Here is a 12,637-nt window from a genome sequence, read left to right as displayed (position 1 = left end):
TCACAGCGTCGTCAACGCCCAGGTGGCGGCCAGCAAGCCCGGACCGTGCGGCACTCTGCGACTGCGTTTGAGCGTTGCCAGCACGAGCGTGACCGCGCTGGACAGGATCGCCGCAGGTAGGAGCAACGGCAGTCCGAGCGGTGCGCCGAGCCCGAACGCGAGCTTCACGTCTCCGCCACCCATCAACGCCGGCCTGAAGCGCCGGACCGCGAGATGAGCGCCACCGAAAACAGCCGCTCCGAGCGCGGCTTCTCCCAGCCGGTGGGACTGCAGGAGCAGCAGCGCCGCGCCCAACGGGAGGGTCAGCGCGTCCGGCAACCGGTGGTGCCGCAGGTCGATCAACGCGAGCACGATGCCGAACCAGGCCAGCAGGAACGACGAGGGTGGTGCGTCCAGGACGGCGGCGACCGTCCACAACGAACCCAGGAAAGACGCGAGCAGGACCGTGGTCATGGCACCACGGTCCTGCTCGGTACGACTCAGGCCAAATCGCGACCCGTCGTGAACGGTCCATTCACGCACGGGCCAACGGTGCCCTAGTTCGGGCTGGGAAAACGCCCGGAAGTCAGGCTCGCGCAGGGGTACCCCCGGCCGGGGGTACCCTCGCAACCCAACTTAGCCAGCGGCACCGACAAGATCAGCGAGACCAGTCGAACAGCGCGTCGTTCGCCGTCACGTCGACGTTCACCGCCAGGTCTCCGAGCACCTCGGCCGACGCGTCCAGCGCGATCACCGGGCAGATCGGCGCGAACCCCGCCGCCTCGACCTCCGCCGGGTCCCAGGTGACGATCCGCTGACCGGCCAGCACCTGCTCGCCCTTGACCACGTGCAGCTCGAAGCCCTCGCCCTTGCGCTTCACGGTGTCGATGCCGAGATGGACCAGCACCGCGGCGCCGTCAGCGGTGGCCACCACGAACGCGTGCGGGTGCAGCGTCACGACGGTGCCGTCCACGGGCGAGACGACGTCGGCCTTCACCCGAGCGGGCTCGACGGCGACGCCGGGGCCGACCATCGCCTGCGAGAAGACCGGGTCCGGCACGGCGGAGAGCGCGACCACCCGGCCGGCGACCGGGCTGCCGACGCGGAGGCTCACAGGAGGTCCTCGATGTCGGACGCGATCGTGTCCGCCTCGGGGCCGACGACGACCTGGACGACGTTGCCGGAGCGCATGACTCCGTGCGCTCCCAACGACTTCAGGGCCTTCTCGTCGACGACGGAACCGTCCTCCAGCTCGCACCGCAGCCGGGTGATGCACGGCTCGATCTCGATGATGTTCGACGCACCGCCGAGCGCCTCGATGATCTTCTGCGCCTTCTCGTCAGCCACGTTCGTACCTCTCGTTCCCGTAACAGCGGTTGACACCCACTGAGTGTGCGGAGCATTCTCCCGCACCAACTGGTCTAGACCGGAAAGTACCACTGCGAGGAGGTGAGCGAATGCACGAGATCGTGGACGGGCCCAAGCCCAAGCACGCGCAGCTCCGCGAGATCCTGCGCCGGCTCGCCGAGCACGACCTCGCTCCGGGCTCGCCCATCCCGTCCGAGCGCGACCTCGCCGAGCGGTACGGAGTGTCCCGCATCACAGTGCGGGCCGCAGTCGGCCAACTGGTCGCCGAAGGCCTGCTGACCAGGGCAAAAGGGCGTGGGACGTTCACCGCACGGCGGCGCTACGACCTGCAGCTCTTCCTGGCCTCGTTCACCTCGGACATGAAGGCGCGCGGTCTCGAACCGAGCACCGAGGTGATCAGCTGCGGGCAGGGGACTCCCGGTTCGAAGGCCTCGCTGGGCCTCGACGCCGACGAGTACGCCTACCGCGTGGTCCGGCTGCGCAGGGCCGACGGGGCACCGCTGGCTCTGGAGGCCGGCTGGTACAGCCCGCACCTGTTGCCGGAGCTCGACCGGTGCGACCTCAGCGGGTCGCTCTACGAGCTCTTCGCGGCGAAGTACGGGGTGCAGCTCGACGAAGCGAGGCAGACCGTGTGGGCCGAGACCGCCGACGCCGACCAGGCCAAGGCGCTCGACGTCCGCAAGGGCAGCCCGCTGCTCGTGTTCAGAAGGGTCGCCTCCGCTCAGGGGCGGCCTTGTGAGGACGTTACTTCCTGGTACCGGGGCGATCTCTACCAGGTGACCATGCAACTGGACCGGACCGTCCCGGGGACCGGACCGAACTCCGCCAAGGGAGGTACCCGATGAGCACCGACGCCGCACAGACAGGCGGTCGCGAGATCAAGGGCCTCGCCACGTTGCAGCGCTTCGGTCGCAGCCTCATGCTGCCGATCGCCGTGCTGCCCGCGGCAGGCCTCTTGCTCCGCGCCGGTCAAGATGACCTGCTCGGCAAGGACGGTCTGGGCTGGAACGCCGTCGCCGCGGTGATCGGCGCGGCGGGTGACGCGCTGTTCACCAACCTGCCGCTGCTGTTCGCGGTCGGCATCGCGGTCGGGTTCGCCCGCCGCGGTGACGGTTCCACCGCGCTCGCCGCCGCCGTCGGCTACACCGTGCTGACGAGCATCTTCAAGGCCATGTCGCCGCTGGTCCTCGACCAGCCGACGGACCCGCTCGCGAAGCCGGTCCTGATCGACTACCGCGTGCTCGGCGGTATCGTGGTCGGCATCCTGACCGCGTTGCTGTGGCAGCGTTTCCACCGCACCAAGCTGCCTCCGTACCTCGCGTTCTTCGGCGGCCGCAGGTTCGTGCCGATCGTCGTGGCCGGCGTGATGATCCTCGTCGGTGTCGTGATGGGCCTGGTCTACCCGTGGTTCAACGCGGGCATCACCGCGCTCGGCGAGTGGGTCACCGGCAGCACGATCATCGGTGCCGGCATCTACGGCGTGATCAACCGCCTCCTGATCCCGCTCGGCCTGCACCACATCATCAACAACATCGTGTGGTTCCAGTTCGGCACGTTCGACGAGAAGACCGGTGACATCCCGCGCTTCCTCGCGCAGGACCCGTCGGCCGGAACGTTCCAGACCGGCTTCTTCCCGATCCTCATGTTCGCCCTGCCGGCGGCCGCGCTCGCGATCGTCCACACCGCGCGGCCGAACCAGAAGAAGATCATCGGCGGCATCATGGGCTCCGCCGCGCTCACCGCGTTCATCACCGGTGTGACGGAGCCACTCGAGTTCGCGTTCATGTTCGTCGCGTGGCCGCTGTACGTCGTGCACGCGATCCTGACCGGTACGTCGCTGGCGATCTCGAACGCCCTCGGCATCCACGACGGGTTCTCGTTCTCGGCCGGTGCGATCGACTTCATCCTCAACTGGAACATCGCGACCAAGCCGTGGCTGCTCATCGTCCTCGGCCTGATCTACGCGGCGATCTACTACTTCCTGTTCCGCTGGGTCATCACCAAGTGGAACCTGAAGACACCCGGCCGGGAGGACGACGAGTCACCGGAAGCGGACGAGAGCATCGTCGGCTCGGGTGGCGACAAGCCCGCCACGACCGAAAAGTAGCAAGCACAACCAGCTCTACCGGGAGGAACCATCATGGCCGAGCGACGGGTCACCGTGGCCAGCAAGGTCGGACTGCACGCCCGACCGGCCGCATTGCTGGCGAAGGCCGCCGCCGACCAGCCGGTGACGGTCACCATCGCCAAGGACGGCGGCGAAGCCGTTGACGCGGCGAGTGTTCTGGGTCTGATGACCCTGGGCGCTATGCACGGTGACGAGGTGGTGCTCAGCGCCGACGGGGACGGAGCGGACGCTGCTCTGGACGCCATCGCCGAACTGATCGCCACCGACCACGACGAGTGATTCCGGTTGTGGCTGGACGCCCCGACGTCCAGCCACGACCCACCCGAAGTGCAGGACGGCACCCGCGGTCACGACGCCGGCCAAGGTCGACGGCGTGGCCTGCGGGTACGTCACCATCAGCCACACCCCGCCCGCTGCCAGCAGGGGCGGCACGACGAGCCCCGCGGTCCACTTGCGCAGCACCAGGAACGCGATCGTCGTGACCAGCAGCGCCGCGCCGAGCGTGTCGCTGAACCGGTGCCAGCCGAGCGACACCGTCTCCGCCGCCACCGCGCCCGCCCCGAGCGCACCCGGAACCGCGACCCAAAGGGCAAACCTGCGCGGCACGGCCATCGTCACCGCGACCACCGACGCCACGGCGGCCGTCGTGTGTCCACTCGGGAAGCTGTTGTGCACCAGCACCGCTTCCTCGTCGAGCTCGGGCCGCACCAGCACGTAGAGCTTCAGCACCTGCGCGAGCAACACCGACCCGCCGAGCACCAGCAACGGCGGGAACGCCTTCCTGCGCGCTATCAGGATCACCAGGACGGCAGCGACGAGGATCGCCATGTCCACGTTGGACGCCCAGGAACGCTGCAGGGACAGCTCGGGCAACGCGGCGTTCTCCGCCTTCTGCCCGAACGACGTCCACACCAGCGCGAAGTACGTGAAGAGGAATCCCACCAAGCTTCCGGCCATGCGTCCGAGACTCCGCGCGCCGGGCCATGGGAACGTCCACGCCATGTCATGGTTCCGCTACAGAACCGGCGCGGGTTCTGTTCCCCGCCGATAATGGATCTCGTGGCGATGGTGTTGCTGGTCGAGGACGACCCGTCTGTGCGCGAAGGGCTCTGTCTGGCGTTGCGGCGCCAGGGACACGACGTCCGAGCAGCGGGAACAGGCGAAGAGGGCGTCGAGCGGCTGCGCGAGTCCCGTCCCGACATCGTGGTCCTCGACATCATGCTGCCGGGCATCGACGGCTTCGAGACGTGCCGCCGGATGCGCATGCAGGCCGAGGTGCCGATCATCATGCTCACCGCGCGCGGCGACGACTTCGACGTGGTCGCGGGCCTGGAGGCGGGCGCGGACGACTACGTGGTGAAGCCGGTCGAGCCGCGGGTGCTCGAGGCTCGCATCCGCGCGGTGCTGCGCCGGACCGTCGCCGAACCGTCCTCCGTGGAACGCCACGGTTCGCTGGTGATCGACCGCGCCGGGCTGCAGGTGCTCAAGAACGACGTGAAGGTCGCTCTGACGCCCACCGAGCTGAAGCTGATCCTGGAGCTCTCCCGCACGCCGGGCCGCGTGCTGACGCGGCAGCAGATCCTCGAAGCCGTCTGGGAGCACGACTACCTGGGCGACTCGCGGCTGGTCGACGCGTGCGTGCAGCGGTTGCGCGCGAAGATCGAGGACGTGCCCTCCGAACCGCGCTACGTCCACACGGTGCGCGGCTTCGGCTACCGCTTCGGTCCGCAATGAGGGCACTCCTCCGCGGCTTGAGGCCGCGGTTGATGGCGGCGTTCCTGCTGCTGACCCTGCTGGGCGCGGTGGCGGCGGCGGGCGCTTCGTACGCGACGGCCCGCAACCTGCTGCTGGAGGACGCGCAGGACAGCTTCATGAACCCGCTCGTCAACGACGTCCGCACCTACGCCCAACGGCTGACCGTGCCGCCCGCGCAGACGGATCTCGACGACTTCGCCTCGTACCTGCGCAACTCCGCGGTCGTCGTCTACCAGGGGATGCACTCGCGCGGGCTCGACGCCTCCTCGGTGCCGCAGGAGATGCGCGAGGCGGTGAAAACCAGCACGAAGGTGATTTGGCAGCGTCGCACGGATGCCGCCGGGCCGATCGTGTACGTCGGCATCCCGTTGCTGCGCGCGGACGGCTCCCCCACCGGCGTCGAGGTGTGGGCCTGGTCGTCGCTGGGCGCCCCTCAGCGCGCCATCGACAGCTTCGCGAAGGCGGCCTGGGTGGGCGTGAGCCTGGTGCTGCCGCTGGCCCTGGGTTTGGCTCTGTTCACCGCTCGGGGCGTGCTGCGCCCGGTTCGCCGCCTGGGAGACGCCGCGCGCGCGTTGGGCTCGGGCCGCCTGGACACCCGCGTCGACGAACGGGGCAACGACGAGCTCGCCGACCTGGCGCGCACGTTCAACCTGTCCGCCTCGCAACTGGAGTCCTCGCAGGCCGCGGCCCGGCGCTTCGTGGCCGACGTGTCGCACGAGCTCAGGACTCCGTTGACCGCCATGAACGCCGTGACCGCGGTGCTGGACGAGGACGCCGCCTCGTTGCCAGCGGACACCGCCGTGGCGGCCCGTCTGGTGTCGACGGAGACCCGCAAGCTCACCCGCCTGGTCAACGACCTGATGGAGATCTCGCGCTTCGACGAGGGCCGGAACCTCCTGGAGCTCGATGAGTGGGACATCGGTACCGCCGTGCGCGACTCTTTGGCCGCACGGGGCTGGACGTCGTCGGTGGACGCTTCGTTGCCTGACGGCGTGATGGGCCGCGTCGACCGCCGCCGGCTCGACGTGATCGTGGCCAACCTGGTCGGCAACGCCCTGAAACACGGCGGCTCGCCGGTGCGCGTGGTCCTGCGACCTGGTGTCATCGAGGTGACCGACAACGGCCCAGGCATCCCCGCGGACGCCCTCCCCCACATCTTCGACCGCTTCTACAAGGCAGACACGGCCCGCTCCCGTTCCGAGGGCAGCGGGCTGGGATTGGCGATCGCATGGGAGAACGCACGCCTGCACGGCGGCACCATCGAAGCAGCCAACGCGCCCTCGGGCGGCGCGGTCTTCACCTTGCGCTTGCCGTGGTGACGCTGGCTTCGTGTGGCGTACGGCCGACACCGGTGCTGACCGGAGCGGACGCTCCGACCGTGTCATCGCATGAGCTGACGGTCTACCTGCTCGGGTCGGAGGGCACCGAGCTGGTGCGGCGGTCGCGGTCGTACACCGGCACCGTGGACACCGCCACGGCGATCAACCTGCTGGTGGCCGGGCCGACGGAGGAGGAGAAGAAGCTCGGGCTGACCACCGAGGTGCCCACGACGACGTCGAAGGTGCTGGCGGTGTCCGACCTGATCGTGCTGCCCAACGACATGGCCGCGCTCACGAAGATGGCGCAGTTCCAGCTGTACTGCACGGCGATCGCGAGCCGGGGGACCGTGGAGGGCGTGCCTTCGTCGGGCTTCAAGTGTCCTTAGCGGACGTGGACGACGTCGTTCGGGTAGGTGAGATGACCGTCATACGGCCCGGCGATCCGAGGGAAGTCCTCCTCGTCGTCTCCGAACTCGTCCGCCAGTCCTCAGGCTCCGGATCACCCGCGTATCCGTCTACAGCGAATGGCAACCGTGCGCCGCCGAACACCGCGACCGCGATCGGCGCGCTGACCAGGCTGCCGTACTCGTCCTCGGTCACGCGCCCGAGCCCGGGAATCTCCACCTGATCATGCTACGAAGCGGGAGGGGCGGGACGCACCAGCGGCCGTGGTGTTGGCCGGCAACCCCCGCGCCCGTGCGGAGTCCCCGGCGGACACACCCGTGCGTCCCGCCCGCCGGCGTCCTTCGAGGCAAGGCCACCGGCATGCGATGGTTCCGGGACGATCGGCCATCGTCCGGAGCCAAACGAGTCATGCCCAGGCAACCACAGGACAGCGCACGCCGGAATCGCACGGCGCCCGATGTAGACGAAAGTGATGGAATCCTAGGAACGTGAGGCAAGTTCGGCGGTCAGCGCCTCGCGCATCACGTCCTGCGGCGCCGGCTTGCCGGTGAACTGCTCCACCTGGCCGAACGCCTGGTGCAGCAGCATGTCGAGCCCTGTGGCCAGCCGCGCACCCGAGGCCTCGACGGCGGACGCGACCGGCGTCGGCCACGGGTGGTAGATCACGTCCAGCACGTACGGGGCCCGCGCGAGGGCAGCGGCCAGTGGCACGGTCGCCTCGGCCGGAACCGTCGACACCAGGACGTCCGAAGCGGCGGCCAGCGCACCGAGGTCCACAGAGGACAGAGCGAGCACCTCGACGGAAACACCGACGCGCGCAGCCGTCGCGACAGCCTCACCGGCACGCGAAGGTTCGCGCACCACAAGGGAAACCGACGACACACCCAGCGAGGCGAACCCGGCCAGCACCGCCGTGGCCGTACCACCCGCGCCGATCACCACACCGGACGATCCGCCCGTGAAACCCTTCTCCCGCAACGCACCCACGACACCGTCCACATCGGTGCAGTCGGCGTGCCACCCGGATTCAGTGCGCACCAACGTGTTCGCCGCACCGACGGCGATCGCCCGTGGAGTCACCGACGACGCCACGGCCAGGGCCGCGCGCTTCGTCGGCATCGTGCACGACAGCCCGACCCACTCCGGCCCCAGGGAGGCGACCAGCGAAGGCACGTCGGACTCGGAGCACTCCAGGCGCGTGTACTCCCAGTCGAGACCCAGCGCGGCGTAAGCGGCGTTGTGCAGCACAGGCGACAGGGAGTGCTCGATCGGCGAACCGATCACAGCCGCACGAAGCACTAGTAGACGCCGTCCTTCTGAGCCTTCTGGTCCTTCGCGTTGTGCTCCTCGAGCGTCGTCGAGAAGCACGACGTGCCGTCCGTCTGACACTTCACGAAGTACATGATGTCGCCGCCCTCCGGCTTCATCGCGGCGGCGATGGCCTGTTGCGAGGGCGAGCCGATCGGGGTCGGCGGCAGACCCGGCGTCTCGTAGGTGTTGTACGGGCTCTGCGTGCCGCGGTCCGCGTCCGAGGTGCGGATGTGCGGCTGGTTCTTCAGGTAGTTCACCGTCGAGTCGAACTGCAGGATCATCGGCTTCTTCAGGCGGTTGTAGATCACCTGGGAGACCTTGCCGAAGTCCTTCTCGATGGCTTCCTTCTCCACCAGCGAGGCGATGACCAGGATCTCGTAGGGGCGGAAGCCGGTGTTCATGGTGCCACCCGGGATGCCCACGCCGGCCAGCTTCTGGGCGGACGCGACGACGACGCTGCGGATCAGCTCAACCGCGGAAACACCGGGTTTGACCTGGTAGACGCCGCGCATGATCAGGCCTTCGAGACGGTACTGGGGCTCGGCGCGCTTCACGTCGGCCAGCGCCCAGTCCGGCACGCCCAGAGCGACCGGGTCGGTCTGCTCGGCGGCGGCCTTGATCTCGTCGACGGTCAGGCACTTCTTGGCGCCGTCCTTCTCCGTGCAGCTCGCGTCGGCCAGCAGGGAGTAGATGCCCTTGACGACCTTGTCGCCCACCTTGATGTCGGTGAGCTTGAGGCCGCCGACGACCTGGACGGCCGGGACGCGCGTCTTCGGGTCGACCATGCGGGCCACGGCCTGCTCACCCGACATCTTCGTCTTCATCAGGTAGAAGCCGGGCTGGATCGACGTCGCGCGGTTGTCGGTCTTGCTGGCCTCGGTGAAGGCACGGGCGGACGCGATCACGCCGTTGTCGTAGAGGGTGGAGGCGATGACGCTGACCACGTCGCCGTCCTGGACCTCGACGATGGCGTCGGCCTCGCCGCTGCCTGTGTAGTCGTCGTACGAGCCGATGCCGCGCAGCTCGAGGTAGCCGTAGTAGGCACCACCCAGGCCCGCGACGAGGACCAGCGCGATGACCAGCCACAGGGCTGTTTTCTTGCGCTTCTTCGCCTTCTCACGAGCCGTGTCGCGCAGTCGGTCGCGCTTCACCGGACGACGTTCGTCCACGTCAGGGTCGGTGAACAACCCGAGATCGTCGCTCACACCTCGTCCTTTCGGGCGGCAACAGAGCGTGCCCGTGCGTCCAGCCAAGACTGCAGGATCTCGACAGCGGCAGCCTGGTCGACCACGGCACGCTGCTTCTTGCCCTTCACACCGCGCTGCGCCAGCACCCGGCTCACCACGACCGTCGTCAGTCGTTCGTCGCTGAACCGGACCGGCACGGGGGCCACACGTCCGGCCAAGGCGGCAGCGTACGCGGTCGCCGCCTCGGCTGCCGGACCGTGGCGCCCCGCCAGTGTCTTGGGCAGGCCGACCACGATCTCGACGACGTCATGCTCGGCCACGAGACGTACGAGCTCGGTGAGGTCCGAGCCGCCCTTCTCGTCACGCTGGAGAGTAACCAGCGGAGTGGCCAAAAACGCGCTCGGATCGCTGAGAGAAATTCCCACTCGAACCGATCCGACGTCGACGCCGAGCCTCCTTCCGAGGCCCGGGTCGTCGACGCCGGGGACGTCAGCGCTGCTCAAGCACCTTGTCCAGTTCGTTCGTGAGAACCGAGATGGCTTCGGGAACACCGGCGGGGTTCGTGCCGCCGCCCTGGGCCAGATCCGGCTTGCCGCCACCGCGGGCGGCGATGGCCGGGCCGAACACCGGCACGAGCTTGCCGGCGGCCAGACCCAGGTCGCGGGCGGCGGCGGTCGTGGCGACCACGAAGCTCACCTTGTCGCCGTCGACCGAGAACAGGGCCACCACACCCGGCTTGCTGCCCAGGCGGTTGCGGACCTCGCCACCGAGCGTGCGCAGGTCGTTGCCCGACACGCCCTCCAGGCCCAGGGCCACCAGCGACAGGCCGCGGACGTCCAGGGCCTTGTCGGCGAGCGACCCGGCGTTGCCGAGCAGCTGGGCGGCGCGGACCTTCTCGAGCTCCTTCTCGGCGACCTTCAGCCGCTCGACCAGGGACTCGATCCGCTCGGGCAGGCCATCGGAGCCGACCTTGAGCATGTCGGAGAGGTTCTGCACGATGGCGCGTTCCTTGGCCAGGAACCGCATGGCCTCGATGCCGACGTAAGCCTCCAGGCGGCGCACGCCGGAACCGACCGACGACTCACCCAGCAGGGTGATCGGGCCGATCTGCGACGAGTGCTCGACGTGCGTGCCACCGCAGAGCTCACGCGACCACGGGCCACCGATCTCGATGACGCGCACGGTCTCGTCGTAGGTCTCGCCGAACAGGGCGACGGCACCCAGCTCCTGGGCACCGGCCATGTCCGTGTAGACGATGCTGACCGGCAGGTCCTTGCGCACGGCCAGGTTCGAGACCTCTTCGATCTCGCTCTTGGCCTCGTTCGACAGACCACCCGTCCAGGCGAAGTCCAGACGCAGGTAGCCGGGCTTGTTGTACGAACCGCTCTGCAGGGCCGACGGGCCGAGCACCTGGCGCAGGGCGGCGTGCACGACGTGCGTGCCCGAGTGACCCTGGCGGGCACCGACGCGCCACTCCGGGTCGACGCGGGCCTCGACGTGCTCGCCCTCGCTGACCTCGCCGTTGACGACGCGCACCTGGTGCACCCACAGCTTGCGGGCGACCTTCTGCACGTCGAGCACCTCGAGCTCGGCGTTGCCCGTGACGATCGTGCCGGCGTCGGACTCCTGGCCACCGGACTCGGCGTAGAGCGGCGTGCGGTCGAGGACGACCTCGACGATGTCGCCTTCCTTGGCGGTCTTCACCCGCTGGCCGTTCAGCACGATGCCGCGCAGCGTGGCCTCGGAGGCGAGCTCGGTGTAGCCGGTGAACTCGGTCGGGCCCTGCTCCAGCAGCTCGCGGTACACGGTCTGGTCGCCGTGGCCGGTCTTCTTGGCGGAGGCGTCGGCCTTGGCGCGGGCGCGCTGCTCGGCCATCAGCTTGCGGAAGCCGTCCTCGTCGACGCTCAGACCGGCCTCGGAGGCCATCTCCAGCGTGAGGTCGATCGGGAAGCCGTACGTGTCGTGCAGCTGGAAGGCGCGGTCGCCCGGCAGCGTGGCACGGCCGTCGGCCTTCACCTCGGCGGCGGCGTTCTCGAAGATCCGCGACCCGGCGTCGAGCGTGCGGAGGAACGTGTCCTCCTCGGCCTTGAGCACCTGCTGGATCCGCGGGAAGCCGCTGACCAGCTCGGGGTAGGCGGGACCCATGGCGTCGCGGACGACCTCGGCGAACTGGACCAGCACCGGCTCCGTGACGCCCAGCAGGCGGGCGGAGCGCACGATGCGGCGCAGCAGGCGGCGCAGCACGTAGCCGCGGGCCTCGTTGCCGGGGGTGACACCGTCGCCGACCAGCATGACGCCGGAACGAGCGTGGTCGGCGATGACTCGAAAACGAACGTCGTCGACCTCGTCGGCACCGTACTTGCGGCCCGACAGCTCCTCGGCCTTGTTGATGACGGCGCGCACGAGGTCGGTCTCGTAGACGTTGTCGACGCCCTGCAGCAGGTAGGCGACGCGCTCGACACCCATGCCGGTGTCGATGTTCTTGGCCGGCAGCGACCCGATCGGCTTGTGGCCCTCCTTGGGGCTCAGCTCGCCGCGGACGTCCTGCATGAAGACCAGGTTCCAGATCTCCAGGTAGCGGTCCTCGTCGACGACGGGGCCGCCCTCCTTGCCGTACTCCGGGCCGCGGTCGAAGTAGATCTCCGAGCAGGGGCCGCCGGGACCGGGCACGCCCATGTCCCAGTAGTTGTCCTTGCCGTCACGGCGCTGGATGCGCTCGGTCGGCAACCCGGCGATCTTCTGCCACAGCTCGATGGCCTCGTCGTCGGTCTCGTAGACGGTGACCCAGATGCGCTCGGGGTCGAAGCCGTAGCCGCCGTCGTCCACCGAGCCCGTGACGAGGCTCCAGGCGAACCGGATGGCGTCTTCCTTGAAGTAGTCGCCGATCGAGAAGTTGCCGGCCATCTGGAAGAACGTGAGGTGGCGCGTCGTCTTGCCGACCTCGTCGATGTCGGGCGTGCGCACGCACTTCTGGATGCTCGTCATCCGCGGGGCGGGCGGCGGGGCCTCGCCGAGGAAGTACGGCTTGAACGGCACCATGCCGGCGTTGACGAACAGCAGGTTCGGGTCGTCGAGCAACAGCGACGAGGACGGGATGTACTTGTGCCCGTTGCGCTCGAAGTGCTCGCGGAAACGCTTGATGATCTCGTGGGTCTGCACGGGAAGTTCCTTTTATTGCTGGGGAG

The 12,637-nt window shown here is 68.9% G+C and carries 14 protein-coding genes and 1 pseudogene; 7 read left to right on the top strand and 8 right to left on the bottom strand.

Annotation, left to right across the window (positions count from 1 at the left end):
* From AB0M24_RS21675 to AB0M24_RS21665, 3 genes are all read right to left on the bottom strand, one after another.
* A complete protein-coding gene (locus AB0M24_RS21675; RefSeq protein WP_363770422.1) occupies window positions 1–453 on the bottom strand; it encodes a prepilin peptidase in 453 nt (150 codons plus the stop codon).
* Window positions 454–637: 184 nt separating this feature from the next.
* Window positions 638–1,093, bottom strand: a complete 456-nt coding sequence (locus AB0M24_RS21670; RefSeq protein ID WP_363770419.1) for a PTS glucose transporter subunit IIA — start codon at window positions 1,091–1,093, stop codon at window positions 638–640.
* Window positions 1,090–1,326 carry a PTS glucose/sucrose transporter subunit IIB gene (locus AB0M24_RS21665; protein ID WP_363770416.1) on the bottom strand — a complete coding sequence of 79 codons (237 nt, stop codon included), beginning with the start codon at window positions 1,324–1,326 and terminating at the stop codon, window positions 1,090–1,092. The genes AB0M24_RS21670 and AB0M24_RS21665 overlap by 4 nt, the downstream gene beginning before the upstream one ends.
* A gap of 110 nt (window positions 1,327–1,436) precedes the next feature.
* Here AB0M24_RS21665 and AB0M24_RS21660 point away from each other — a divergent pair, with 110 nt between their 5' ends.
* The 3 genes from AB0M24_RS21660 to AB0M24_RS21650 are packed head-to-tail and all read left to right on the top strand — an operon-like array spanning window position 1,437 to window position 3,754.
* Entirely contained in the window at window positions 1,437–2,192 is a 756-nt protein-coding gene (locus tag AB0M24_RS21660; protein WP_363770413.1) for a GntR family transcriptional regulator, read from the top strand.
* Complete coding sequence (locus AB0M24_RS21655; protein ID WP_363770410.1) at window positions 2,189–3,454, top strand: PTS transporter subunit EIIC; 1,266 nt, start codon at window positions 2,189–2,191, stop codon at window positions 3,452–3,454. The genes AB0M24_RS21660 and AB0M24_RS21655 overlap by 4 nt, the downstream gene beginning before the upstream one ends.
* A gap of 33 nt (window positions 3,455–3,487) precedes the next feature.
* Window positions 3,488–3,754 carry an HPr family phosphocarrier protein gene (locus AB0M24_RS21650; protein WP_363770973.1) on the top strand — a complete coding sequence of 89 codons (267 nt, stop codon included), beginning with the start codon at window positions 3,488–3,490 and terminating at the stop codon, window positions 3,752–3,754.
* A gap of 186 nt (window positions 3,755–3,940) precedes the next feature.
* Here AB0M24_RS21650 and AB0M24_RS21645 read toward each other — a convergent pair.
* Window positions 3,941–4,303, bottom strand: a pseudogene (locus tag AB0M24_RS21645) (phosphatase PAP2 family protein); the annotation flags it as partial.
* Between the two features lie 231 nt (window positions 4,304–4,534).
* On the opposite strand from AB0M24_RS21645, the gene AB0M24_RS21640 reads away from it, so the two are divergent.
* From AB0M24_RS21640 to AB0M24_RS21625, 4 genes are read left to right on the top strand one after another with little or no spacing between them, the layout of a single operon-like run.
* On the top strand, window positions 4,535–5,209 hold the full coding sequence (locus AB0M24_RS21640; protein WP_363770406.1) for a response regulator transcription factor: 675 nt from the start codon (window positions 4,535–4,537) through the stop codon (window positions 5,207–5,209).
* A complete protein-coding gene (locus AB0M24_RS21635; protein WP_363770403.1) occupies window positions 5,206–6,549 on the top strand; it encodes a HAMP domain-containing sensor histidine kinase in 1,344 nt (447 codons plus the stop codon). Before AB0M24_RS21640 ends, AB0M24_RS21635 begins: the two co-directional genes overlap by 4 nt.
* Before the next feature lie 59 nt (window positions 6,550–6,608).
* Window positions 6,609–6,935, top strand: coding sequence for a hypothetical protein (locus AB0M24_RS21630; protein ID WP_363770400.1), 327 nt, complete (start codon window positions 6,609–6,611; stop codon window positions 6,933–6,935).
* Between the two features lie 32 nt (window positions 6,936–6,967).
* Window positions 6,968–7,177, top strand: coding sequence for a hypothetical protein (locus AB0M24_RS21625; protein ID WP_363770397.1), 210 nt, complete (start codon window positions 6,968–6,970; stop codon window positions 7,175–7,177).
* Window positions 7,178–7,434: 257 nt separating this feature from the next.
* On the opposite strand, the gene AB0M24_RS21620 is transcribed toward AB0M24_RS21625, so the two are convergent.
* From AB0M24_RS21620 to alaS, 4 genes are read right to left on the bottom strand one after another with little or no spacing between them, the layout of a single operon-like run.
* A complete protein-coding gene (locus tag AB0M24_RS21620) occupies window positions 7,435–8,253 on the bottom strand; it encodes a shikimate dehydrogenase (RefSeq protein WP_363770394.1) in 819 nt (272 codons plus the stop codon).
* On the bottom strand, window positions 8,253–9,470 hold the full coding sequence (mltG, locus tag AB0M24_RS21615; protein ID WP_363770391.1) for an endolytic transglycosylase MltG: 1,218 nt from the start codon (window positions 9,468–9,470) through the stop codon (window positions 8,253–8,255). The genes AB0M24_RS21620 and mltG overlap by 1 nt, the downstream gene beginning before the upstream one ends.
* The gene (ruvX, locus tag AB0M24_RS21610) at window positions 9,467–9,955 is read right to left on the bottom strand and encodes a Holliday junction resolvase RuvX (RefSeq protein WP_363770388.1); all 489 of its coding nucleotides are present in this window, start codon (window positions 9,953–9,955) and stop codon (window positions 9,467–9,469) included. Before ruvX ends, mltG begins: the two co-directional genes overlap by 4 nt.
* Entirely contained in the window at window positions 9,942–12,611 is a 2,670-nt protein-coding gene (alaS, locus tag AB0M24_RS21605) for an alanine--tRNA ligase (RefSeq protein WP_363770385.1), read from the bottom strand. Before alaS ends, ruvX begins: the two co-directional genes overlap by 14 nt.
* Window positions 12,612–12,637 lie beyond the last annotated feature (26 nt).

The organism is Lentzea sp. NPDC051838, from assembly GCF_040681245.1.
GTDB lineage: Bacteria > Actinomycetota > Actinomycetes > Mycobacteriales > Pseudonocardiaceae > Lentzea.
Note: the sequence above shows the minus strand (reverse complement) of the source record. Positions and strands in the feature narration are given on the sequence as shown.

Bases quoted from the DNA above. Each gene is read 5' to 3' on its own strand.
- AB0M24_RS21675 (WP_363770422.1), bottom strand. From the start codon at position 453: ATGACCACGGTCCTGCTCGCGTCTTTCCTGGGTTCGTTGTGGACGGTC.
- AB0M24_RS21660 (WP_363770413.1), top strand. From the start codon at position 1,437: ATGCACGAGATCGTGGACGGGCCCAAGCCCAAGCACGCGCAGCTCCGC.
- AB0M24_RS21655 (WP_363770410.1), top strand. From the start codon at position 2,189: ATGAGCACCGACGCCGCACAGACAGGCGGTCGCGAGATCAAGGGCCTC.
- AB0M24_RS21650 (WP_363770973.1), top strand. From the start codon at position 3,488: ATGGCCGAGCGACGGGTCACCGTGGCCAGCAAGGTCGGACTGCACGCC.
- AB0M24_RS21635 (WP_363770403.1), top strand. From the start codon at position 5,206: ATGAGGGCACTCCTCCGCGGCTTGAGGCCGCGGTTGATGGCGGCGTTC.
- AB0M24_RS21625 (WP_363770397.1), top strand. From the start codon at position 6,968: ATGACCGTCATACGGCCCGGCGATCCGAGGGAAGTCCTCCTCGTCGTC.